This is a genomic window from Paenibacillus sp. NPDC055715, assembly GCF_053617595.1.
Genome location: NZ_JBSHGA010000001.1, coordinates 105066 through 130034 on the forward strand (window position 1 = coordinate 105066; position 24969 = coordinate 130034).

Consider the following 24969-nt stretch of genomic DNA (forward strand, 5'->3'; position numbering starts at 1 on the left):
ACTAAGGCTCTTGCTATTTTTCATCCTTGTCGATATCACTTAACAGCTTTTCAATCCGGCTACCGTAAGCGATAGATTCGTCAATTTTGAAAATCAGCTCAGGAATATGGCGCAGCCGTATCCGTTTGCCAAGTTCGGAACGAAGATAACCGTTCGCTTTGTCCAATGCTTTCAGGGAAGAAGTTTTTTGCTCTTCATCCCCAAGCACGCTCAAGTAGATTTTCGCTTGGGACAAATCGTTTGTTAGATCGACACCCGTTACCGTAATAAAACCGATACGGGGATCCTTTAATTCGGTCTGTATGAGTTGGCTCAGCTCTTTCTTAATCTGCTCGCCAACCCGACCAGTACGTATTTTAGCCATGGATGCTCACCTCTCTGCCGTTAGCGCTCCACTGTTTCCATGACGAACGCTTCAATAATGTCGAGTTCCTTAACATCATTATAGCCATCAAGGGTAATACCGCATTCGTAACCTTGGGCAACTTCTTTTGCGTCGTCCTTAAAGCGTTTCAGTGAGTCGATTTTACCTTCAAAAATAACAATGCCATCACGTATCAGGCGTGCTTCTGCTGAACGGGCAATTTTACCGGACGTCACCATACAACCGGCAATCGTACCGACCTTAGTTACTTTAAACACGTTACGAACTTCAGCATGCCCAATCACATTTTCTTTATATTCAGGATCCAGCATACCTTTCATGGCTTGCTCGATTTCTTCAATGACATTGTAAATGACGCGGTGCAGACGAATGTCCACTTTTTCTGCTTCAGCTGTTGATTTCGCCTGATTATCTGGACGAACGTTAAAACCAATCACAATGGCATTGGAAGCCGCAGCCAAAATAATATCGGATTCGGTAATTGCACCTGCACCGCTGTGAAGAATTTTAACGCGTACACCTTCAACTTCAATCTTGTTCAAGGAGCCTTTCAGCGCTTCGACGGAACCTTGCACATCACCTTTGATAATGACGTTCAGATCTTTCATCTCGCCATCCTTGATGTGCTGGAACAGGTCATCCAGCGTCACACGGGTGTTGCTGCCCAGATCGGACTGACGCTGCGTAATCGCACGTCTGTCAGCGATAGCACGAGCTTTGCGCTCATCCTCGAACACCATGAACGGATCGCCAGCAAGTGGCACTTCGGTCAAACCAGTGATTTCAACCGGTGTGGATGGACCCGCTTCCTTGAGGCGACGACCTTTGTCATTGACCATGGCACGTACACGTCCGAAACAGTTACCTGCTACGAAAGCATCGCCGACTTTCAGTGTACCATTCTGAACGAGGATACGGGCTACGGAACCGCGGCCTTTATCCAGCTCAGCCTCGATGATCGTACCACGTGCCCGTTTGTCCGGGTTCGCTTTGTACTCATTCACTTCAGCTACGAGCAGAATCATTTCGAGCAGATCTTCAAGACCCATTCTCTGTTTCGCGGAAACGTTAACGAAAATCGTATCGCCGCCCCACTCTTCAGGAACCAATTCATACTCAGTCAGTTCTTGCTTCACTTTATCCGGATTCGCATCCGGTTTGTCGATCTTATTCACAGCTACGATGATCGGTAGACCCGCTGCCTTCGCATGGTTGATAGCTTCAACTGTCTGTGGCATAACACCGTCGTCAGCTGCAACAACAATGATCGTCATATCCGTAACTTGAGCACCACGAGCACGCATAGCCGTAAACGCTTCGTGACCCGGTGTATCCAGGAAAGTGATTTTTTTGCTGTTGATTTCAACTTGGTACGCACCGATATGCTGTGTAATACCGCCAGCTTCTCCGCCCGTTACATTAGTGGAGCGAATAGCATCCAGCAAAGTTGTTTTACCATGATCGACGTGACCCATAATCGTAACAACGGGTGGACGTGCTTTCAGAAGGTCTGGATCATCGTTTTCTTCCACTGTTTCAAAGCGATCCTCTTCGACCGGAATTTTCACTTCTACTTCCACACCGAAATCTCCGGCAAGCAGAAGGATCGTATCCATATCCAGTTCCTGGTTAATGGTCGCCATCGTTCCAAGCATGATCAGCTTTTTGATAACTTCCGATGCATCCTTGTGGAGAAGCTTCGCTGTTTCGCCTACTGTCATCTCACCACGCACAATGATTTTCTTAGGCGTGTTGTCGATTTTCTCGCGGCGCTCCTGTTGTTGACCTCTGCCACGATTGTTGAATTTTCCACCACGATTGTTACCACCGCGGCTATTACCACCACGACCACCGTTACCACCGCGTCCTCCGCCTTGACGGTTATCGTCAAAACGGCCTTGGCCGGAACGGTTACCCCCGTTATTAGAGTTGCTGCCTGTACGGTTGCCACCACCACTACGGTTCGCATTACTACTTCCCGTGGATGAAGCCGTTCTTACTGCCGTACCACCTTGGCTGCTCCCTTGTGGACGTGAGTTGGTGCTTTGGCTACCTTGAGGACGTGAACCCGTGTTAGTGCTTGGGCGCTGTTGTCCTCCCTGCTGCTGGCCGCCACTACGGTTCTGGCTGCCTTGCTGTCCACTTGGTCTGCTTGTACTCTGTTGACTGCGGTTTTGACCGCCCTGCTGACTGCCTTGCGCTTTTGGAGCGCTGCTTCGGTTACTGTTTTGGTTGTTGTTTGTCTTATTCATACTTACCTGCTTTTCCTGTTGATTTTTGGTTTGCTCAGTTGAATGATTACTATTCTGGCTTGAACCGGCCTGGTTCGAGCTTACTTGCGCCGTGCCTACTCCGCCTTGCTTGGCCGCAGCATTGGATTTAATATTCTTAAAAAACTTTTCCACTTTTCCTACGGCATCGTGTTCCATGACGCTCATATGGTTGTTCACGGGAATATCCAGCCGTTTAAGAATGGTGATAATTTCTTTGCTGCTCATGTTCAACGATTTGGCGTATTCGTATACCCGCACTTTGTCTTTGCTTTCTTGTTTACTCAATATACTCCACCTCCGACATTATCCCCGCATGTTTCTTGATCAATTTCGCGAATCCTTGATCCGTCACAGCCAGCACAACCCGTTCAGGCTTGCCGATGCTGCTTCCCAAGCTTTCCCGGTCAAATCCTATCAATAAGGGGATTTTGTACGTCCCGCATTTGTCGCGGAATTTCTTTTGAGTATTCATTGAAGCATCTTTCGCAAGAATGACCAGCTTGGCTTCTGAAGACCTGATCGCTTTAAAAACGATCTCATCACCTGTTAGCAGCTTGCCAGCTCTCATGGCAAGGCCCAATCCAGACAGCGCCTTATTCATCCTGCACGCTGCCTTGTGCCGCCAGGAATTCTTCCTCGACGGCAGCAAAATCACGACTTAGCTGCTCATAAATATCAGGATGAACCGAGTGCTTCAATGCCCGATCCAGTGCCTTGCTTTTTTGAGCAAGCTTGAAGCAGGCGGCTTTGCCGCACAAGTAAGCGCCGCGTCCCGACTTTTTGCCAGTCAAGTCAATCAGCACTTCGTCTTCAGGGGTTTTGACGACACGGATCAACTGCTTCTTAGGCATCATTTCATGACAGGCTACACACTTGCGCAAAGGTACCTTTCTCTGTTTCATGCATTCCCCCCCCTACACTCCGTTTAATCTACAGAAACGGAATCCTGATGCATTTCATCGGTGGATGTTCTCGGTCTGCCGAGTTCTTCCTCCGCCTGCGTTTCGCTCTTGATATCAATTTTCCAGCCAGTAAGCTTGGCAGCAAGGCGGGCATTTTGCCCTTTGATACCGATGGCCAGAGAAAGCTGATAATCCGGCACAATGACACGCGCCATTTTTTCTTCTTCAAACACCTGCACCTCAAGCACCTTGGACGGGCTCAGCGCATTAGCCACATACTCGTCAACATTATCGGAAAAACGCACAATGTCGATTTTTTCACCACGCAACTCATTCACAATCGTCTGCACACGCGTTCCTCTCGGTCCTACACAAGAACCGACCGGATCTACCTCGGCATTGCGGGAATGAACTGCGATTTTAGAACGGAAGCCTGCTTCACGCGCTACAGAACGAATTTCAACGACACCGTCAAAAATTTCCGGCACCTCGAGTTCGAACAAACGCTTAAGCAGACCTGGATGTGAACGGGACAACATGATTTGCGGCCCTTTGGTCGTATTCTCTACTTTGGTAATATAAGCCTTAATCCGGTCCAGATGACTGAATTTCTCATTAGGCATCAACTCGCCCAATGGGAGAACCGCCTCCACCTTACCCAGGTCAATATAAATATTACGCGGGTCCTGACGTTGTACGGTCCCTGTTACAATATCCTCTTCCTTGTCCACAAACTTGTTGTAGATCAATCCCCGCTCCGCTTCACGAATACGTTGGGTTACGACCTGCTTCGCTGTTTGTGCAGCAATCCGTCCAAAATCACGAGGAGTAACTTCAATCTCAGCAATATCCTCCAGCTGAAAATGCGGGTTAATCTCCCGGGCCGCTGGCAACGTAATCTCGGTGCGAGGATCCAATACCTCCTCAACGATTAGCTTGCGGGCATATACCTTAATGACACCCGAGTTGCGGTTCATATCGACACGCACGTTTTGTGCGGTGTTGAAATTCCGTTTGTAGCTGGAAATCAAGGCTGCTTCAATGGCCTCAAACAGCACATCCTTGCTGATCCCCTTTTCCCGTTCCAACTCGTTCATTGCTTCAATAAAATCCATACTCATGGATTACTGCTCCCCCTTTCAAATGATGCACCTGCGTCCTGGTCGGCACACGAGGCAAAAAAACATGAAGTACATGTCAAACAGCAACGGTCAAATTTGAATTAAAATATGATCGCGAGCCTAGCTCCAGCTACCTTGTCATAAGGTATAGCATGCTTCTTTTGTCCGCTCTGAACGGTAAGTTCCCCATCTTCAAAAGAAAGCAAACGACCTTCAAATTCCTTCAGGCCGTTGATCGGCTCGTATGTAGTAACGAATACATTTTTGCCTACCGCTTTGGTTACGTCCTCCGCTTTTTTCAGCGGTCTTTCAGCGCCTGGTGAAGACACTTCCAGAAAATATGCTGTAAAAACAGGGTCATTTTCGTCCAGCTTTTGACCCAAGTATTCACTGATCATACTACAGTCGTCCAGATCAATTCCCCCGTCTTTGTCTACAAAAACGCGAAGAAACCAATTGCTGCCCTCTTTGACATACTCGACATCGACCAGTTCAAAACCATGCTCATCGAGGTAAGGTTGGGCCATTTCTTCTACTACTGACTTGATCTTTGGTGTGCTCAAAGATTATAACCTCCAAAAGTAAACTTTCCTGTGGTGAAAAAGAGACGCCCCATTGCCATGGACAATGCTTCTCCATCACCGGCATTTTCCATTTTCATTTAGTGTAATGTTCATTTTGGGCTCACTGCAAATAAACCGGCGTACCGGTTCCTGCCCAAAAATCGTCTTTTCACGTTGTAACTGTATATCAAACAGTAAAGAGTGGGTTTCCCCACTCTTTAAGCAACGGTTTTATCTCCTTGATTACCAAAAAAATTATAACATAACCGTAGTTATGTGACAAGTGCCAGAGCTTGACTACTAGGATTCCAATTAAAACAGAGACAGCTGATTACTCTCCGGCAGTCCACGGAAACAGCCCAACTGGGACAGCATTTCGACAATCGTTTTACTAGCCTTCGATTTTTGCTGAAAATCCTCGACAGACAAAAATTCACCCTGTTCACGGGAGGCTGCGATGTTACGCGCCGCGTTTTCCCCAATCCCCTGAAGCGCTCCGAACGGCGGAATGAGTGAATCTCCGTCTACCTTGAAGCGCGTAGCCTCGGAACGGTATAAATCAATCGTCTTGAAACTGAAGCCGCGAGCCGTCATTTCCAGCGCCATTTCCAGGATCGGAAGCATCCCTTTTTCCTTAGGAGGAGCCTGAAAACCGAGCTGCTCGATTTCAACAATTTTCCGTGCGATGGCATCATACCCCTGACAACACAGCTCAATATCAAAATCGGCTGCGCGTACCGAGAAATAGGTCGCATAATATTCAATCGGATAATACAGCTTGAAATAGGCGGTCCGCACTGCTGAAATAACATAGGCTGCGGCATGCGCCTTTGGAAACATGTACTGGATCTTGAGACAGGAATCAATGTACCATTGCGGCACCTTGCATTTTTTCATTTCCTCGATCCATTCCGCACTAAGCCCCTTACCTTTACGCACGCTCTCCGTAATTTTAAAGGCCAAACCTGCATCCATCCCCGCCTTATAAATCAGGAATAGCATGATATCGTCCCGGCAACCGATTACGGTCTTGATGTTGCAGGTATTGTTTTTGATCAAATCCTGCGCGTTCCCCAGCCATACGCCCGTACCATGGGACAGACCCGATATTTGCAGCAAATCGGCAAAAGAACTCGGCTGTGATTCCACTAGCATCTGACGCACAAACTTGGTTCCCATCTCGGGTACACCATAGGTTGCGACAGGAGTACGGATCTGCTGCGGCGTTACGCCAAGCGCCTCCGTGGAATTGAACATGCTCATGACCTTCGGATCATTCATCGGAATCGTCGTTGGGTCGACTCCGGTCAAATCCTGAAGCATTCTCATCATGGTCGGATCATCATGGCCCAGAATATCGAGCTTGAGTAAGTTGGCATCAAAAGCATGATAATCAAAATGCGTCGTTTTCCATTCCGAGCTCGTATCATCAGCTGGGAATTGCACCGGCGTAATGTCCTCGACCTCAATATAATCAGGAACGACGACGATCCCGCCCGGATGCTGTCCGGTGCTGCGTTTGACGCCCGTACAGCCGGAAGCCAACCTGTTCAACTCAGCCCCACGCCATTTTTTATGATGCGCCTCTTCATATTTTTTCGCAAAGCCAAAGGCCGTTTTCTCCGCAACCGTACCGATGGTTCCAGCACGGAATACACTTTTCTCACCAAACAGTACTTTCGTATAATTATGTGCGACTGGCTGATATTCCCCGGAGAAGTTCAAGTCAATATCGGGAACTTTATCTCCCTTAAACCCAAGAAACGTTTCAAACGGAATATCCTGTCCCTCACCCTTCAGCTTGCCACCGCATTTAATACAGTTTTTGCCAGGCAAGTCAAATCCGCTCGGAACACTACCATCCAAAATCCATTCGCTATACCTGCATTCAGGATTACCGCAAATATAATGTGCAGGCAGTGGATTAACCTCGGAAATACCGAGGAAGGTAGCGACCACAGAAGATCCAACAGAACCCCGCGAACCTACCAGGTATCCATCCTGATTGGACTTTTTAACCAGTCGCTCGGAAATGAGATAGTTGGCAGAGAAACCGTATTTAATAATCGGCTCCAGTTCTTTTTCAAGACGTGCTACGACCACCTCGGGCAATTCCTCACCATAAATGGATTTAGCCGTCTCGTAGCAAGTATTGCGGATTTCCTCGTCTGCCCCATCCAGCAAAGGTGTAAACAGCTTGTCAGGGAACAGCTCCAATTCCTCAAACCGATCCGCCAGCTCGCTGGTATTCTTCACAACGACTTCATAGGCTTTCTCCTCGCCCAGAAACTCGAATTCTGCCAGCATTTCGTCTGTCGTGCGCAAATGCGCATCTGGTTTCCGGATATCTTTTAATGGGCTAAAGCCAGTAATTCCATGTATTGTGATATCACGGTACAGCTTATCACGCGTTTCCAAATAGTGAACATTGCCTGTAGCAATAACGGGCTTATCGAGCCGCCGCCCAATTTCGCATACTTTACGAACTGCCGTTTTCAGAGCATCAGGACCGCTTACCAGTTGTTTTTCTACCAGATGCATGTACATGGTTAAAGGTTGGATCTCCAGCACATCATAAAACTGCGCGATTTCCTCGGCTTCCTCCTCCGACTTGTTCAGCACAGCCTCGAAAAACTCTCCCTTTTCGCAACCTGAAATAATAAGCAGACCGTCTCTCATCTCTGACAATTTCGATTTAGGAATACAAGGGACACGCTTAAAATATTCGGTATGTGACATTGAAACCAGCTTGTACAGATTTTTTTTGCCAATCGGATTGAGCGCATAAATGCAGCAATGAAAAGGACGAACGGTCGATAAATCCTTACCAACATAGTCGTTCAAACGGTCGAGCATTTTCATACCTTTAATTTGTTCCGCATCATTTAAAAGTCCATTCAGCACTTCCGTTAGCGCAACTGTATCATCAATGGCTCTGTGATGGCTTTCGAGCGCAACCTTATATTTGGTGGTCAGTGTGTTCAGACGATGATTCTTCATTGTCGGGAACAACAAGCGAGACAATTCCAGTGTATCGAGTACCGGGTTCGTCATCTCAGGCAATCCCATGTTCCTAAGCGTAGCCTGGATAAAGCCGACATCAAATCGCGCATTATGAGCAACTAATACAGCATCGCCTGCAAAAGCCACGAATTCCTTCATAACAGGCTCCACATCAGGTGCATCCTTGACCATTTCATCGTTAATGTTGGTCAATTGCTGGATATTGTAAGGAATACGCTCATGTGGATTTACAAAGGTAGCATAACGGTCAACCTCTTTACCTTCATGCATTTTAACAGCGGCAATCTCAATAATTCTATTTTGTGTAACTGATAGCCCGGTGGTTTCAATATCAAAAACGACATAAGTCGCTGTTTTCAAATTAATCGGCTGTGCCTGCATTACAACCTCAATCGCATCGTTGACCACATTGGCCTCTATACCGTAAATCATTTTAATTCCATTTTTCTTGGCGGTCTTAGCGGCATCGGGATAACATTGCACTCCACCATGATCGGTGACCGCAATCGCCTTGTGCCCCCACTTGGCGGCCGTTTTCACATATTGGTCAATAGAGCTTACAGCATCCATCGCGCTCATCTTCGTGTGAAGGTGAAACTCAACCCGTTTTTCCTCTGCATTATCTTTACGGGAAGGAGGAGCCTGCACCTCTACCAGATCAGAAGGAATCATAACCAGCTCAGGAATTTGCATAAAACGATCATATTCAACGCGGCCACGAACCTTAACCCATTTCCCATTAGCTAGCAAGTTGAGAATTTTTAGATCTTCTTTTGTTTTGGCAAACATTTTCATTTGCAGCGAATCACTAAAATCGGTCAAATAATACGTGAACAATGTACTGCCATTGCGCAGCTCTTTAGTATCGAGACCGAAAATCGTTCCCTGTAACGTGACTTTCTTCTCTTCATCCTGAATGTCTTGCATCGGAACAGGCGACTCCTTGATGTCATAGCCAAATTGAAGCCTTACATCTCCTTCTTCTTCATCCAGAGGCGGCATTTCTGACTCCATGCTTTCCATCATCTGCTGAATAACTTCACGTTCTTCCTGCATCTTTTTCTCTTGGAACTGCTGCAAAGCCTCTTGGTTACTTTCACCCACCTGGATTTTAATGCGCATCGAGAGACCAAAATATTTATCATAGAATTTGATGATTGCTTGGTCAATCTGCTTTTTGCGTGCCAGCTCCAGTGACATGCTATCGCTCATCGTCAGCAATAACAGGCCGTCTTCCCACTCATGCACAGCCCGGTTCATCCAGCCGTTCACGGATGGGATTTCACGGTGCACCCATTCCAGAAAAAGGTTCCAGTATTCACTGATGATATCCGCAGACTGAACCTGCTCACTATACCGAAACCGAAAGGTGATTTTAGCGATGTGGTTCATTTTCTCCTGCACCTGAATACAGAAGGCCCGATATACCTGAGCGGGAACGAGCGTTTCCTTGGCGATGATAATATTCCAATCCTTGTTGGTACGGCTTATTTCCACCTGCTCAATCCAACCGTCCAGGAAATAAGGTTCCACCACTCCCGCCGGCATCACTACCTGCTTCATCAGCAGTTCCAGCCGTTTTCTCTTTTCTTCAGCTCCGCCCATGTCTCTCCCCCCGGATTCCAAATCTACAATTCTGAAAACATGAAAAGCTTCTGCGTCTAAAACATCTCCGACCGCAAAAGCTTTTCGTAGCCCCTCAATCCTCCACCATAGCAACCTCTTACGGTTATGCTCGTTGGCAGAGATAATGAAGTGAGTATAGTGGTATAGCTTTACTTCTTTATTAGTACGCCCGTGCGAACACTACAGTATGCTTGGCTGGTTTGCCGCAGCACAGACATGCGGTCTTTTGCTCGGTAGTTTTGAAAGGTATATTGCGGCTTGTAGCGCCTGTCACTTCTTTGACCTTGTCTTCACATTCTACAGATCCGCACCAGCCTGCCAAAGTAAAGCCGCGTTTTTCTTCCATGAGCGCCTTCATCTCATCCAGTGTATCTACGGAATAGAAGTTTTCTTCCATAAAGCTCTTAGCACGATCAAACATTTCTTGCTGTACCTGTGCCAGCATCGCATGGACTTCCTCAACAAGGTTATCCTGCTGTACAATCTTTTTCTCGCCACTGATACGGGATACGAGCACACAAACACCATTTTCCATATCACGAGGTCCGATTTCCAGACGCACCGGTACACCGCGCATTTCATATTCATTAAACTTCCAACCTGGACTCACATCGCTGCGGTCGTCCATTTTCACACGTACACCCGCTTGTTTCAGTTCAGCGAACAGTTCGTCTGCACGGGCAATAACCGCGTCACGCTTTTTAGGCGGCCCGATAGGCACCATAATGACCTGCGTAGGTGCAACTTTAGGAGGCAAAGCCAAACCCCGGTCATCCCCATGGACCATAATCAGCGCACCAATCAGACGCGTACTTGTTCCCCATGAAGTTGTATGAGCGTATTCCAAGATATTGTCCCGGCTCAAGTATTTAATATCAAAAGCAACGGCAAAATTGGTTCCCATGTAGTGGGATGTCCCCGCCTGCACCGCACGTCCATCCTTCATCATCGCTTCCAGTGAGAATGTATCCTTCGCACCTGCAAATTTTTCAGAAGGCGTTTTTTGTCCAGTAATAACTGGGATAGCCAGTACTTCCTCGATAACCTCGCGGTATACTTCCAGCATTTTCATCGTTTCTTCGCGTGCTTCCTCCTCATTTTCATGAGCAGTGTGACCTTCCTGCCACAAAAACTCACTCGTACGTAAGAAAGGAAGCGTGCGTTTTTCCCAACGAACCACATTGGCCCATTGGTTGATAAGCACTGGCAGATCACGATAGGATTGAATCCATTTGGAGTACATATGACCGATCATTGTCTCTGAAGTCGGACGGATCGCAAGGCGTTCCTCCAGCTTTTCCCCGCCAGCCTCGGTTACCCAAGGAAGCTCCGGGTTAAACCCTTCAACATGCTCTTTTTCCTTCTGGAAAAAGCTCTCGGGAATGAACATTGGAAAATAGGCATTGCGATGACCTGTTTCTTTGAAACGCATATCCATGGCTTCCTTGATATGCTCCCAAATTTCAAAACCGTCAGGACGGAAAACAATACACCCGCGAACCGGAGAATAATCCATCAGCTCTGCCTTTTTAATAACATCAATATACCATCGGGAAAAATCTTCGCTCTGTGGCGTAATTTCCTCGACAAACTGTTTATCGTTCGACATAGAAACGCATGTCCTCCCATACAGACCCTTTTATATAAGTCCGTCTCTAATTAACCGTTAATTAATCGTAAAATATCATTGTACGTGACCGCAATCATGAGCAGGAATAACATGGCAAAACCAACGAAATGGACCATACCTTCCCTACTCGGATCAACCGGACGTCCTCTTACCGCCTCTACAAAGAGGAAAACAAGTCTGCTTCCATCCAGCGCCGGAATTGGCAACAGATTAAATATCCCCAAATAAAGACTCATTATAGCAGTCCAATACGTAAGCTGCTCAATGCCCTGCTTGGCAATTTGCCCTGTCACTTCAAAAGTACGTACCGGGCCTCCCAGATCATTAATGGAGAAACGTTGGATAAGCTGACTAAAACCCTGGAAAATAATATCGGTCGTTCGTACCATGGATTGTCCGGCAAATTTAAACGTTTCCCCGACTCCGGCTTGCCGTGTCGGAAGCTCAGGCACGATACCAACTTTACCACCCTTTTGTCCTTCCATTGCACGAGGTGTAATCGTCAGATCAAAAGTTTTGTTATCCCGAAGAACAACCCATTTCATCGGCTTGTCTTGGGAATCGGCAATCAGTTGGATCATTTTTCCAACGTTCGCACCAATCACGACCCCGTTCACCGACTCAATGATATCGCCTTTATGCAGATCAGCTTTAGCAGCAGGCATACCCGCTGTAATGTCACTAATCTGAACATAAGTCGGGTTGTCCACTTGTACGCCGACCATCTGGATATGCAGACCAAACAGAACAAAGGCAAGAATAAAATTCATCAGCGGTCCGGCAAAAATAGCCATCGCACGCTGTCCTACTGTTTTGCTGCCATACTGTCGATCCTTAGGCGCAATCTGGATGGATTGTCCTTTGGTTACCATCATCGCTTGCGGGTGTACAGTATATTGCTGATCTTCGCCATCCACATCCAATTTTACAGTTAGCGCCTGCTCCAGATCAATGTGCTGCACTTCGCCGCGCACCACATTTTTGCGGTTATCCAACTGGTCCAAATAAATGGTTTTGACGATACCGTCCGTTACGCGTACAGCAATTATTTGTCCGGTTTCAATTTCATTGATTTCCGGATCTTCTCCTGCCATGCGGGCAAAACCACCGAACGGCAGCAAACGTAGTGTAAATCGCGTCTCGTTTCTTTTATAAGAAAACAGTTTCGGACCGAAACCGATCGCAAACTCCCGGACCAGAATCCCGGCGCGTTTGGCAAAATAATAATGCCCCCATTCATGCACCGTCACTATGACGAAAAACATGAGCACCGTCATCAAAACTATTCGAATCGTTTCCAATCGTTTCCGTTCCCCTTTCAATGAGATCGAGTTTGTCTTCCTAGATTATCATTATTCTCCGATCCCGCACAAGAGAATCACAATTCGCTTCCCGAACCCAAAGCCAGCTTATATCCTGGCAGCTATGCTGCGAACCTCACGGTCACAGGCTTCAATCGCAGCCAGATCAGGGCTAGCAACATTGACATGCCGTTCCAATACACGCTCAATAACGGCTTCGATATGCAGAAAAGGAATTTCTCCACGCAGAAAACGGGCAACAGCAATCTCATTAGCCGCATTCAATGCAGTTGGTGCTGTACCACCCATTTTACCACATTCAAAGGCAAGCCTTAAACAAGGAAAACGATTAAAGTCCATTTCCTTAAAATGGAGCACGCCCACCTCAGCCAATGACAGCGGCTTGGCTGGAGACTTCATCCGTTCAGGATAGGTTAACGCGTATTGAATAGGCACTCTCATATCAGGGTTGCCCAGTTGGGCGACAATACTGGTATCCACAAATTCTACATAAGAATGGATGATGCTTTCAGGATGCAATAGTACGTGAATCTGCTCATAATCAAGTCCGAACAACCAGTGCGCCTCAATGACCTCTAGCCCTTTATTTACCATCGTTGCCGAATCAATCGTAATTTTGGCACCCATCGACCAATTGGGATGCTTGAGCGCATCTTCCACCGTAACCTCACGAAGCTGTTCTCTTGCCAAATCACGAAAAGAACCGCCCGATGCCGTAAGAGTAATATGTGCCACATCTTTCATACGCTCACCATTCAAGCATTGGAAAATAGCTGAATGCTCACTGTCAATCGGCAGCAACGGCACTCCTTTCGCCCGGGCCCGTTCTGTGACCAGATGACCGGCGGTAACCAGTGTTTCCTTATTAGCCAAACCGATCTGTTTTCCAGCCTCAATCGCAGCCAGCGTGGAGTGCAATCCGACACTGCCCATTACAGCTGTCACAACCATATCTGCATCTGTATTCGCAGCCAGCTCGACGAGTCCTTGATTCCCCCAATGCAGTTCCATTCCGGAAGGCAACAAAGGACGGATTTGCTCCGCCAGTTGCCTGGTGCCTACGGAAACCTTCTTGGGTTGGTATAGATGTGCCTGTTCGGCAAGCAACTTTATATTTGAGCCACCTGCTAAAGCCTCTACGGCAAACTGATCCGGGTGCATAGATACGACATCCAGCGTCTGTGTTCCAATAGACCCGGTTGAACCGAGTACCGTAATTCTTTTCATGAAGCACCTTCCTATCTTGAAAGTAACCGTTACTCTGCGGCTAATTTTAACCCGAGCCTAAACTGTAGCCACCAGGTAAGGGTCATGGAAGCAACATCAGCATATGTACAAATGGAAAAACAACAATCCAGCTGTCGCAGCGGTCTAATATACCACCGTGCCCTGGCAGCAGATTACCGGAATCTTTAATGTCGTACACCCGCTTGTACGCAGATTGGACTAAATCGCCCAATTGACCCACAACTGCACAAGATAAACCGATAACGAAAGCTTTATCCCACGGAAGCAGCCCTTCTGACAATCCGGCAAATACCAGTGCTGTAGCTAACGCTAAAACAATCCCGCCAATAGATCCTTCGACTGTTTTGTTTGGACTGATCGCAGGCCATAGCTTTGTCTTCCCGACCATTTTGCCTACAAAATAAGCCCCTGCATCACTTGCCCAAATGCAAGCAAGCAACAAAAAAGTCCATAAAAGCCCATGTTCCATATGACGTGATTCCGCCATATACGAAAATCCAAAGCCTATATAAACGGTACCGAGAAATAGTATGGACACCATTTGAATTGTGATTTTATTTTTCGTTCCCACCGTAATGATCATAAAAATAATCATCAGCAGCCAAAGCAGACTTATAGACGGTAGTGGTGAATGCAGACCCAAGGGCTGATAAGGAAATACAAAAGCTAATATTCCTGCATACCCAACTAACGCCGTACCGCCGAAAGGAGATACCCTGGTCATCCGCGCGAATTCATAGAATCCGATTAGGGCCATGGCTAAAATGAGCAAATGGTAGGCCAAGCCGCCCCACAGGACCATCGCCAAAAAAAATACGCCTGCTAAAATACCGGTAATCAATCTCTGTCTCAACGGCTTTCATCCTCCATTTACTTCAGTCCACCGTACCGCCGTGATCTCCGCTGATATTCGACCACTGCTTCGTATAAATGTTCTTTCTTAAACTCAGGCCAATAAATATCAGTAAACCATAGCTCACTGTAAGCAAGTTGCCAGAGCATAAAATTGCTGAGTCTCAACTCACCACTTGTCCGAATCAGCAGATCAGGGTCCGGCATACCACTTGAGAGCAAAGAGTTCTCAATCAGTTCGGGCGTAATATCTCCGGATTTAAGCTTCCCATCCTCAATTTCACGACCCAACGCTTGCATACATTCAGTGATTTCCAGCCGACTTCCATAATTTAATGCAAAATTAAGAACAAGTCCGGTATTATTTTCGGTTCGCCGAGACGCTTCAGTCAGCGCATCAACGGTATGAGATGGCAAATTCTCCTGATTTCCCATCATACGCACTTGTACATTTTTTTCAATCAGTTCGTCAAGTTCAATAGCCAGAAATTCTTGCGGCAGCCGCATCAAAAAATCGACTTCATCCTTGGGACGCGACCAATTTTCAGTTGAAAAAGCAAATAAGGTCAAATATTTAATGCCCAGTTCATCCGCAGCAATCGCTGTGCGCTTCACTGCCTTCATTCCATTTTGATGCCCTACAATCCGCGGCATTCCAATCCGTTTGGCCCATCTGCCGTTCCCATCCATAATGACAGCAACATGCTGCGGAATATTGTCTTTTGAAATGGCCGGTGTTTGCTGTTTTTTTTCCCCGTTCCACCAAGACCGAACCCGTTTGATCATTCCAGTTCCTCCAGCATTCTCTGAAAATGTGCCTCAGGCTTGAAAAGAGACAAACCCCACCGTAAGGGAGGGGCTACCAGTCTCTTATACTTCCATAATTTCTTTTTCTTTTGCAGTCAAAACTTTATCCACTTCAGCGATAAATTTATCGGTCGTTTTCTGGATCTCTTCCTGATATTTACGGGATTCATCCTCGGATATATCACTTTTTTCCATTTTTTTAATATCATCATTTGCATCGCGACGAATGTTACGAATGGCGACCTTCGCTTCTTCGCCGTTCTTTTTCGTCAGCTTCACTAAATCCGTCCTGCGTTCTTCTGTTAAAGCAGGAATACTCAGGCGAATGGTATTCCCGTCATTGGAAGGAGTCAAACCCAGATCGGATTTTTGGATAGCACGCTCAATGTCGGCCAAGGAGGATTTATCCCAAGGCTGAATCATCAGAGTCCGGCTGTCCGGTGTATTTACATTAGCCAACTGATTGACCGGAGTCATTGCACCGTAATACTCAACCTGAACGCGATCCAGTAGAGCTGGTGTCGCTCGACCAGCGCGCAAAGATGCAAGGTCACGTTGCAACGACTGAATTGCTTTATGCATGCGCTCTTCAGCGCTCTTTTTCACAGATTGTGGCATTAATTTACACTCCCTTTGACGATCGTGCCAATTTTCTCACCCAACACGACACGTTTAATGTTACCTTGCTCTGTAATAGCAAAGACAATCAACGGAATATTATTATCCATGCACAACGAGGAAGCCGTGGAGTCCATGACTCCGAGATTTTTGTTGAGCACATCCAAATACGTAAGTTGCTCATACTTCTCGGCTGTGCTGTCTTTAAATGGATCAGCTGAATACACGCCGTCCACTTTATTTTTAGCCATCAGAATCACTTCAGCCTCAATTTCGGCAGCACGCAAAGCAGCCGTAGTATCGGTTGAGAAGAACGGATTCCCTGTACCTGCCGCAAAAATAACAACCCGGCCTTTTTCTAGATGGCGGATAGCTCTACGACGAATGTAAGGCTCAGCAATTTGCTGCATTGCGATAGATGTCTGCACACGCGTAGGAACTTCAATTTGCTCCAAAGCATCCTGCAATGCCAGTGAGTTCATCACCGTTGCCAGCATACCCATGTAATCCGCTGTTGCCCGGTCAATTCCGTTGGCGCTTCCAGCAATACCCCTCCAAATGTTGCCGCCTCCGCACACGATAGCAACTTCTACTCCCAGTTCGACAACGTCCTTGACCTGCTCGGCGATCGACGCAATTGTATCCGCATCAATACCGTAACCGTTCGGGCCTGACAGCGACTCTCCGCTGACTTTAAGAACAACACGCTTAAACACAGGTTTTTCCAAATGATCACCCTCCAATATCAACTATATTTTATGTGCAGGACAGATGTCCTGTTGCAAGAAAAGGAACACTGATGTGTTCCATTTCTTTGCTCTTTCCGTATGCAATTACCGTTCGTTGGTAATTATTGTTTCACTTGAGACATAACTTCTTCGTAGAAGTTGTCTTCTTTTTTCTCCAAACCTTCGCCCAGTTCAAAACGAACAAAACGACGCAGGGAAATATTTTCGCCAATGGTGCTGATTTTTTCGTTGATGAGTGTGGAGATTGTTTTGTCGGGATCTTTAATGAAAGATTGCTCCAACAGACAGAACTCTTCATAGAATTTACCGATGCGGCCTTCAACCATTTTCTCAACGATTTTTTCTGGTTTGCCTTCGTTCAAAGCTTGTGCTTTCAGGATTTCTTTTTCTTTTTCGATCTCTTCCTGCGGCACTTCTTCGCGACGAATATAACGAGGGTTCGATGCAGCGACATGCATAGCGATGTCACGTACAAAATCTCTGAACTGGTCTGTTTTTGCTACGAAGTCTGTTTCGCAGTTTACTTCTACCAGTACGCCGATACGACCGCCAGCATGGATGTAGGATTCAACAACGCCTTCAGTAGCGATACGACCTGCTTTGTTCGCTGCAGCTGCAAGTCCTTTTTCACGCAGAACTTCAACTGCTTTTGTCAAATCACCGTTTGCTTCTTCAAGCGCTTTTTTACAATCCAGCATTCCTGCGCCTGTTTTTTCACGAAGCTCTTTTACTGCGCTAGCATTAACTGCCATATTATTTCCCTCCAAATTTGTTTTCCAGTGGTGTATACAAGCTTTATTCCTTAAAAAAAGGGTAGTGAGAGGTTATACACCTGCCAACCACCCTTTTCATTTAATTCATATAGGTATTTCCGTAATGAATATTATGCTGTAGTTTCTTCGCCTTGGTTTGCTTCCATAACTGCATCAGCCATTTTACCTGTCAGCAATTTAACAGCACGGATCGCGTCGTCATTACCTGGGATAACATAGTCAATTTCGTCTGGATCGCAGTTTGTATCAACGATACCCACGATTGGGATACCCAATTTGCGAGCTTCAGCAACCGCGATGCGTTCTTTGCGTGGATCAATGATGAACAGAGCGCTTGGAAGGCCCTTCATGTTTTTGATACCGCCCAAGAATTTTTCAAGACGATCTTTCTCTTTACGGAGAATGATAACTTCTTTTTTAGGTAGAACAGCGAATGTACCGTCTTCTTCCCAAGCTTCCAGTTGTTTCAAACGATCAATACGTTTTTGAATGGTTTGGAAGTTAGTCAGCGTACCACCCAACCAACGTTGGTTGATATAGAATTGACCAGCGCGTGCTGCCTCTTCTTTAACGGAATCTTGTGCTTGTTTCTTCGTGCCTACGAACAGAATTGTACCATTCTCAGCTGCAATGCTTTTTACGAAGTTGTAAGCTTCCTCAACCTTTTTCACTGTCTTTTGCAAGTCAATGATGTAAATACCGTTTCTTTCGGTGAAGATATAACGATCCATTTTCGGGTTCCAGCGACGTGTTTGGTGACCAAAGTGAACTCCAGCTTCCAAAAGCTGTTTCATGGAGATTACTGCCATCTTCACACACCTCCTAAGTTTGGTTTTTGTGTGTCCTCCGCCGATATCATTTCTTGCAAAGACTTTCCATTTGGAAAGCACCCTTTGCAAAATTAATCGACGTGCGTTTTTAACACCGTCATTTAATATACCATAACACCCGCAGCGTTGCAACCAACTTTTCGACAACAGCAGAATAAGTGCGAAATGTGACTGATTATTCCCACCCATAGAGCTTTTTAGCGAAAAATAAAAGTCGCCCACTTCCCGATCACAGTCAGTTGGACGGCTTCTTTGTAATTTTAGCAATAATAGAACCGAAATCCTCACCCTTGGCAAACTCATAGGTACCGGTACGGATTTTGGTATTGATTTTTTGAGTCTTAGCCTCTGCCTCAAACGCGTTGGCATCCGATACGACGCCCGCCTTCTGCAAACCAGATGCCACACTCCTCAGATTGCTTCCCGATGCAATGCTATATTGCACTTGCGGAGTGGCTGGCTGTTTAGGCATGTCTGGAGTAGTCGTAGCACTCGAACCTTTAGTTTGCGGCTTATCCGGACTTTGGAGTGCAGACGTGCTAGCTGAAGGCTTAGAAGCAGCCGAAGGTGTACTGCTTGCAGGTGCCTTGGGTGTCGATGGAATTTGCGCCGCTTCTGCCTTTTTGGGAGCAACCGGTGTTTTATTGCCTTCCTTGATCACCTTGTTACGCCATTCCTCTTCTGTCATCTTCGGATCAGAACTGTCACTAATTTGAAGATTCAGTCCGGCTGCCGCCTCCTCCAATTGCTCACGAGTCATGTTTTTCGGATCTGCTGAAGACGACTGCAATTGACCCTGACCGATCATCGCCAGTTGCAGCAGCAGTGCGCCTGTAATAAGTCCGGTGCCCATGCCCAAGATGAATGAACGATTTTTGATCACGTCAGGTCCTCCCGTTCCGCCAATTGTAATATGAGCTGTACCTCGCCTCGTTGGATGCCTGATTGTTTAGCAATGTAATCCACCGATTTACCCTGCTCATGCAGCGAGAACAGTTCCTGATAACGCTCACGGATAGATTCCTGCTGAGCTTCAGGCTCAGCTTCTTGTAACGGCACCTGCTCTTCCACAGCTACGATAGAGGCGTCCAACTGCTCTGCCTGCATGGAAATAGCAGACTGCGTATTGCGGAACTGACTATAAGCTGTCACCGCCTGATGCGGGGTACCTGTATGTAGTAGTACCTCAGATCCAGGCACTGTCTGTGTAGAAACTGAAGTAAGCGCAGCCTGGCGTTCAAGCTCCACAATTCGGTTCCGAAGCTCAGCCACTTGCTCTTGAAATGAGGCCTGTTTAACCGCATGTTCCTGCTTTATGCCGGATACGAGCTCAATCAGCTCATTATTGTCGTTTTCAATATCGGTCATATATTGCTCCAAGGTGGCCTCGACCTTTTGGACGACAGCCTCTTCTGTTCCCCGGCCTGCCTGCCGCTTGGGCAGTAGCCAGGCGTAGACAACAGCTGCGGTGCCCAGCAGAACAATATATATCCATGGTTGATCCACTGCCCATCGTCTCCTTTTATAACGCTTCTCCACCTGTCGGATCAGAGCGAAAAATCTATATGATGCCCCTTGTACGGATGCTCTGCAGGATGCTCCTTTGGCAGTTCATTCTCACTGGAACAAGATCGGCTCTGTCCGGAAGAATGACTGCTCTGCCCTCCAGTTTCCTCCTCACCGACGAATGTTTCCGCAGATTCATTCACCGCACTGCTTCGCTGGCGAATCTTTTCTGTCTCCTGCTCGGTCTTTTGCCCTAACAACGCTTGCTCATTCATCGGACGTTGCTGGTTCTCGCTTTGATACTTACCCGCTTCACTGGTACGAGGTACGGCGATTTGTAATTCAACAGCTTTCAGGCTCATTAAACCACACCCTTTCCGATTGGGCATCCGTATCTGTTTTCCGAGGATTAAGGAAACTCGTTATCCCTGTGCCAGATTACACGGAGGAGGACATTCTGATATCACCCTCATGATAATAAAACGCCATTCTTTCCACCGAATCTTTAATAAATTTTGTATATCTGCCGATAACTATTTTAGAGCCGCCGTAAATAACGTTTTTGACTTCTACCCGTGCGCAGCTTGTATCTTCCAAGGTTCGTTCGATCTCCAGCATTCTTGATTTGGTTTCCAAAAGCGCGTTGTCATTTGATTTCTTAGCAGATGTCAGCTTGATTCGCATCGCCATTTTTTCAGGGGCAAGCTGTCCGGCAGCAGCAAGCTGGTCCAATATGGTGAGGGCCTTATTGGTCTTATCCTGGCTGTCTGTCTGCTGCTTCAAACGTGCCCGGAGTTCAGTCAGCTCATCACGCAGCTCTGGCAGTACGCCTACTTCGACTATAGTGGCCGTGGACATCGTATTACCGATCGTACGCGCCGCTACCTTTTCACCAGCTTGTACACTACCGCCTACGATGAGTCCTTTAACCCCTCCGCAAAGTACATTCTTACTGGCTTTGATCCTGGAATGCATGATACTTTGGGATACAAGTATATCGCCACCCGCAATCACGTTACCATCCTGGATAAAAGAACATTTCACATTTTGTGCAGCTTTCACATACCCCTTGTGATATCCGATAATACCGCCACTGATGTCGACTGAGCCTTCCGCTTCCAATTCAGCACCTTCCACGCCGCCGATGACACGAATGTCGCCAGCCGCCCGAATACGAAAACCTGTTAGGACATTCCCCCGAATGACGACGGTTCCAACAAAATCAATGTTGCCGACGCTATAATTCACATCACCGTTCACTTCATATACGGGAAATACATTGAGTTTACCCTTTTCAGTCGTAGTCACCAGTCCGTCGATAGCTGCGTACATTGCAATGCCTTCTGGATGAACAACTACGTTTTTTCCGATTTTAAAACGTGCCTCTTTGCCTGAAAGGTAAGGAATTCCCTCTCCCGTGACGGTAATACCAGGTACACCCGGCAATGGACCAACCCGCTCGGCAATCAGTTGTCCACGCTTTACATTTTTTAAACGGGTTAATTCTTTATAATCAACTCGTCCGTCCGCGGTTTCGAGCGGTTTATGTGCATCTTCACCAGTCACAACTTCAGCAAGATTAATTTTTCCGTCCGTGCCATGAATCGCCGGTGTTCCCTTAGCAATCAGTAATTTGGTGAAGAAATAATCTTCCGGTTTTGCCACAAATGTATGAATCACATCAGTAATCAAACCATGACTTATTTTTTGGTTACTCAGGAAACGCTCCAATTCTTCCAAAGAACAGGAAAAGCCTTCTTCACGTTTGGCAAACTCCAAATAAGCGCTAAGTTTATCGGGTGAGACGACCACTTTTAAATACTGGTCCAAAGCATATTGCTTCTCCACAGGGGTGCTCCTTCCGTTTAACTGTTACTGTAGCCTCCCGTACGTTTAATCTTTACGCATTAGCAGATCCCGCTGTTTGTCTAGTGTCGCTCTCAGCCGCAATATGGCTTTGGAATGCAATTGTGAAATACGCGAAGGAGAAAGCGACATGACCTCAGCAATTTCACTGAGTGACAAATCCTCGTAATACAATAAAGAAACAACGATACGTTCTTTTTCAGTCAATTTCTCAATGCCTTGTGCAAGGGCATCACGAAGTGTAAATTCATTGACCTTGTGATCCGGATTTTTCGCCTTTTCATCTACTAAAAGGGAAAGTCGTGTCTCCGACTCTTCTTCGCGGATCGGGTCCTCCAGTGAAACGATCGACATAACGGCGACCTCCTGGATCATATTTTGGAACTCTTTTTCGGAGACGTCCAAATAATGGCTCATCTCTTCGTCACTTACTGTACGTAAGTATCTCTGCTCTAAATGCTGGTAGGCATCCTCAATTTTTTTGGCTTTTTCCCTGACCGAACGTGGAACCCAATCTCCTTGGCGAAGACCATCCAAAATCGCTCCTCGAACGCGCCAGGAAGCATAAGTCTCAAACTGTAAACCACGTTCATAGTCAAACTTTTCAAGAGCATCAATTAAGCCCATGACCCCGTTACTGGCCAGGTCGTCTTTAGATACATTTTTAGGCAAACCTACTGCAAGGCGCCCCGATACATACTCCACAATATGGAAGTACTTTTCAATTAACTGCTTTTTTGCTTCTTTGTCACCGTATTCTTTCCATTGCTCCCACAGCTCGGAATGGTTTAAATGAGCGGCTTTTCGCTCGTTCATCGGTTCACCCTCCTTGTTTGTCTGTCAGGTGACGCACGGCCTTGGCCAATTCTTCAGGGTCCTTGTTTGAAACCAGCTTAGGCGGGTTTAAAGGCGCAAAACCGGTGTTTTTCCCGTCCGTCTGCTCTGGTTTCGGCTTCAACAATTCATTCAGATTTTCATCTACGTCTGGTGTCGTCAGATCCAGATTCCCCCCTACGCCATCCACCTGAGAGCTTGCCCGGCTTTGGGCACTACCCAGATCTGGCCGCGCTAGGACACCTAGTGCCCAGCGCAGCACAAATGCAAGCAGGAACCAAAAAACGAAGGCGATCAAGCCACGAATTAAGCTCGTGGTCAGCAGATTGCTGCCAGTGGACAACACAAAAGTCAGAATAAATCCGACTACTCCAGACCAAAGATTAATGCGTAAGCTACCAAATAACATGATTATAATTCCTTTACACCTTTTTGTACGCTTCGAATATTCAAAACGCCAGTTTCGCAGTCCAGTTCAATCGTTCGGCCATAACTACCGCCAGTATCCTCCGCAAGCAAAGGAATACCGAGATCTACGAGCATTTCCTTGCATGATTCCACATTGCGTGGACCAATTCGCATGGTGTCCCCGCTGCCGACAAAGGCAAACATTTGCGCTCCCCCTGCCATTTTGGCGACCAGTCTGCGGCGTTCGGCTCCCAATTTCAACATCCGCTCAAATAGCTCTGGCAGCGCGGTATCAGCGTATTTAGCAATGTTAAGTTGTCCTTCACGCGCAATGTCCGAGGACGGTAGCATTACATGTGCCATACCAGCCAGTTTTAAATGAGGATCGTAGAGGGTCAACCCGACGCAGGAGCCAAGTCCTGTCGTGCGAATGGAGTTTGGATTGCTGGTTACGTTCAAGTCTGCCATGCCCACTTTGATGATGCTTTTATCCTCAATCATCGTTCATCGGGACTCCTAACGACCTGAATATTTTTCCAAACGATTCCGGATCCGGAATCAGAAAAAATTGACCCTCAATCTGATTCTGCCCCTCCAGAAACGATGTGTCAATCAACAGGGCTGCATCCCCCATCCGTCCAAATTGCAACAGCCCGTAGCTGAGAATGGCCCCTGCCATATCCAAAGCTAGTGCGGGAACCGTCGGATACATGGACAACCGGGTAAAATCGGCCAACGAAGACAAGTATGAGCCCGCTAAAATATTTCCGATTTCGGACAAAGCCGAATGCTCCATTTCGTTAAAGCTGTCCTCATCATCCGATGGAATATTTGCCAGTCGGGAAAGCAGGCTTTTCGCCGCATGGGGCTGCAATATGAAAAAGAGATTGCCTGGAGCTTCGCCCTCAACTCTGAAAAATATAGCAACGACAAGTTGCTCATTCCCGCCAACCTTTTCGGCAATCTCCTCAAAAGGCAGCATCTGTACTTTAGGTACGCCCATATCAACCGGTTTATTCAGAAGTCGGGAAAGTGCTGTAGCAGCGTTCCCCGAACCAATGTTACCGACTTCCTTCAAAACATCCAACTTGAAATCCTCAAGATTTTCAAGATTTTCCATAAATTAACCCTCTAAGCCTTCCAGTTGGTTCATTTCACTCCGATTCAGCACCTCAGACAAATTCAGCATGATGAGCAAACGCTCTTCACCGATTTTAGCGACTCCACGCAAATATTTAGCCTTGACTCCGCCAACGACTTCCGGTGGTGTCTCAATGTTGTCGGTATTCAGGTCAATTACGTCGTTCGCTGAATCAACGATAAAGCCGACTTGCATCTCACCTACTGCAACGATGATGATCCGGGTTTGATCGGTATATTCCGCCTCAGACAATCCAAAACGACCACGCAGATCAATAACGGGAATGACCACGCCTCTCATATTGAATACGCCTTTGACAAAATCATATGTTCTTGGAACACGTGTAATCGGCACCATGCGCTCAATGGATTGGACTTTTTCTACTTCGACACCGTATTCCTCTGCACCAAGCTTAAATACGATAATTTTAATTTCTTCTCCCATGTCTAAAAACCCTCCTTATGGATGTCAGCAATTTTCACATTTCTTTC

At 46.8% G+C, this 24969-nt stretch carries 25 protein-coding genes; all 25 read right to left on the reverse strand.

Going from position 1 to position 24969, the window contains the following annotated elements; translation table 11 throughout:
• Window positions 1-13: 13 nt before the first annotated feature.
• Entirely contained in the window at window positions 14-364 is a 351-nt protein-coding gene (gene rbfA / locus ACWGOO_RS00475) for a 30S ribosome-binding factor RbfA (protein ID WP_014281122.1), read from the reverse strand.
• Between the two features lie 20 nt (window positions 365-384).
• The gene (gene infB, locus ACWGOO_RS00480; RefSeq protein WP_452480561.1) at window positions 385-2943 is read right to left on the reverse strand and encodes a translation initiation factor IF-2; all 2559 of its coding nucleotides are present in this window, start codon (window positions 2941-2943) and stop codon (window positions 385-387) included.
• Window positions 2936-3259: a L7Ae/L30e/S12e/Gadd45 family ribosomal protein gene (locus ACWGOO_RS00485; RefSeq protein ID WP_025720915.1), complete on the reverse strand. Its 324-nt coding sequence runs from the start codon at window positions 3257-3259 to the stop codon at window positions 2936-2938. Before ACWGOO_RS00485 ends, infB begins: the two co-directional genes overlap by 8 nt.
• Window positions 3252-3560, reverse strand: a complete 309-nt coding sequence (rnpM, locus tag ACWGOO_RS00490; RefSeq protein WP_014281119.1) for an RNase P modulator RnpM — start codon at window positions 3558-3560, stop codon at window positions 3252-3254. The genes ACWGOO_RS00485 and rnpM overlap by 8 nt, the downstream gene beginning before the upstream one ends.
• 23 nt (window positions 3561-3583) lie before the next feature.
• Window positions 3584-4681, reverse strand: coding sequence for a transcription termination factor NusA (gene nusA / locus ACWGOO_RS00495; protein WP_452480564.1), 1098 nt, complete (start codon window positions 4679-4681; stop codon window positions 3584-3586).
• Between the two features lie 101 nt (window positions 4682-4782).
• A complete protein-coding gene (gene rimP / locus ACWGOO_RS00500) occupies window positions 4783-5244 on the reverse strand; it encodes a ribosome maturation factor RimP (RefSeq protein WP_452480566.1) in 462 nt (153 codons plus the stop codon).
• Between the two features lie 312 nt (window positions 5245-5556).
• The gene (locus tag ACWGOO_RS00505; protein WP_452480568.1) at window positions 5557-9873 is read right to left on the reverse strand and encodes a PolC-type DNA polymerase III; all 4317 of its coding nucleotides are present in this window, start codon (window positions 9871-9873) and stop codon (window positions 5557-5559) included.
• Window positions 9874-10054: 181 nt separating this feature from the next.
• A complete protein-coding gene (proS, locus tag ACWGOO_RS00510) occupies window positions 10055-11503 on the reverse strand; it encodes a proline--tRNA ligase (protein ID WP_452480570.1) in 1449 nt (482 codons plus the stop codon).
• A gap of 50 nt (window positions 11504-11553) precedes the next feature.
• On the reverse strand, window positions 11554-12825 hold the full coding sequence (rseP, locus tag ACWGOO_RS00515; protein ID WP_452480572.1) for an RIP metalloprotease RseP: 1272 nt from the start codon (window positions 12823-12825) through the stop codon (window positions 11554-11556).
• 108 nt (window positions 12826-12933) lie between these two features.
• Entirely contained in the window at window positions 12934-14073 is a 1140-nt protein-coding gene (locus ACWGOO_RS00520) for a 1-deoxy-D-xylulose-5-phosphate reductoisomerase (protein WP_452480574.1), read from the reverse strand.
• Window positions 14074-14155: 82 nt separating this feature from the next.
• Window positions 14156-14947, reverse strand: a complete 792-nt coding sequence (locus tag ACWGOO_RS00525; RefSeq protein WP_452480576.1) for a phosphatidate cytidylyltransferase — start codon at window positions 14945-14947, stop codon at window positions 14156-14158.
• 17 nt (window positions 14948-14964) lie between these two features.
• Window positions 14965-15732 carry an isoprenyl transferase gene (locus ACWGOO_RS00530; RefSeq protein WP_452480578.1) on the reverse strand — a complete coding sequence of 256 codons (768 nt, stop codon included), beginning with the start codon at window positions 15730-15732 and terminating at the stop codon, window positions 14965-14967.
• Between the two features lie 84 nt (window positions 15733-15816).
• Window positions 15817-16371, reverse strand: coding sequence for a ribosome recycling factor (gene frr, locus ACWGOO_RS00535; RefSeq protein ID WP_452480580.1), 555 nt, complete (start codon window positions 16369-16371; stop codon window positions 15817-15819).
• Entirely contained in the window at window positions 16371-17099 is a 729-nt protein-coding gene (gene pyrH, locus ACWGOO_RS00540; protein WP_013309918.1) for a UMP kinase, read from the reverse strand. Before pyrH ends, frr begins: the two co-directional genes overlap by 1 nt.
• A gap of 122 nt (window positions 17100-17221) precedes the next feature.
• Window positions 17222-17872 (reverse strand): translation elongation factor Ts, encoded by a 651-nt coding sequence (tsf, locus tag ACWGOO_RS00545; RefSeq protein ID WP_452480582.1) that lies wholly within the window; start codon window positions 17870-17872, stop codon window positions 17222-17224.
• Between the two features lie 131 nt (window positions 17873-18003).
• Complete coding sequence (gene rpsB / locus ACWGOO_RS00550; protein WP_013309916.1) at window positions 18004-18702, reverse strand: 30S ribosomal protein S2; 699 nt, start codon at window positions 18700-18702, stop codon at window positions 18004-18006.
• A 256-nt stretch (window positions 18703-18958) separates the two neighbouring features.
• Window positions 18959-19606 carry an endolytic transglycosylase MltG gene (locus ACWGOO_RS00555; protein WP_452480584.1) on the reverse strand — a complete coding sequence of 216 codons (648 nt, stop codon included), beginning with the start codon at window positions 19604-19606 and terminating at the stop codon, window positions 18959-18961.
• Window positions 19603-20229, reverse strand: coding sequence for a DUF6115 domain-containing protein (locus tag ACWGOO_RS00560; RefSeq protein WP_452480586.1), 627 nt, complete (start codon window positions 20227-20229; stop codon window positions 19603-19605). The genes ACWGOO_RS00555 and ACWGOO_RS00560 overlap by 4 nt, the downstream gene beginning before the upstream one ends.
• A gap of 41 nt (window positions 20230-20270) precedes the next feature.
• Window positions 20271-20591: a hypothetical protein gene (locus ACWGOO_RS00565; RefSeq protein ID WP_452480588.1), complete on the reverse strand. Its 321-nt coding sequence runs from the start codon at window positions 20589-20591 to the stop codon at window positions 20271-20273.
• A gap of 76 nt (window positions 20592-20667) precedes the next feature.
• A complete protein-coding gene (locus ACWGOO_RS00570) occupies window positions 20668-22077 on the reverse strand; it encodes a DUF342 domain-containing protein (protein ID WP_452480590.1) in 1410 nt (469 codons plus the stop codon).
• A gap of 45 nt (window positions 22078-22122) precedes the next feature.
• Window positions 22123-22911, reverse strand: coding sequence for a FliA/WhiG family RNA polymerase sigma factor (locus ACWGOO_RS00575; RefSeq protein WP_452480591.1), 789 nt, complete (start codon window positions 22909-22911; stop codon window positions 22123-22125).
• A gap of 4 nt (window positions 22912-22915) precedes the next feature.
• On the reverse strand, window positions 22916-23338 hold the full coding sequence (locus tag ACWGOO_RS00580; RefSeq protein ID WP_452480593.1) for a hypothetical protein: 423 nt from the start codon (window positions 23336-23338) through the stop codon (window positions 22916-22918).
• Window positions 23339-23340: 2 nt separating this feature from the next.
• Window positions 23341-23838, reverse strand: coding sequence for a chemotaxis protein CheD (locus ACWGOO_RS00585; protein ID WP_452480595.1), 498 nt, complete (start codon window positions 23836-23838; stop codon window positions 23341-23343).
• Window positions 23831-24457, reverse strand: a complete 627-nt coding sequence (locus tag ACWGOO_RS00590; protein ID WP_452480597.1) for a chemotaxis protein CheC — start codon at window positions 24455-24457, stop codon at window positions 23831-23833. The genes ACWGOO_RS00585 and ACWGOO_RS00590 overlap by 8 nt, the downstream gene beginning before the upstream one ends.
• A 3-nt stretch (window positions 24458-24460) precedes the next feature.
• A complete protein-coding gene (locus ACWGOO_RS00595) occupies window positions 24461-24922 on the reverse strand; it encodes a chemotaxis protein CheW (protein WP_452480599.1) in 462 nt (153 codons plus the stop codon).
• Window positions 24923-24969 lie beyond the last annotated feature (47 nt).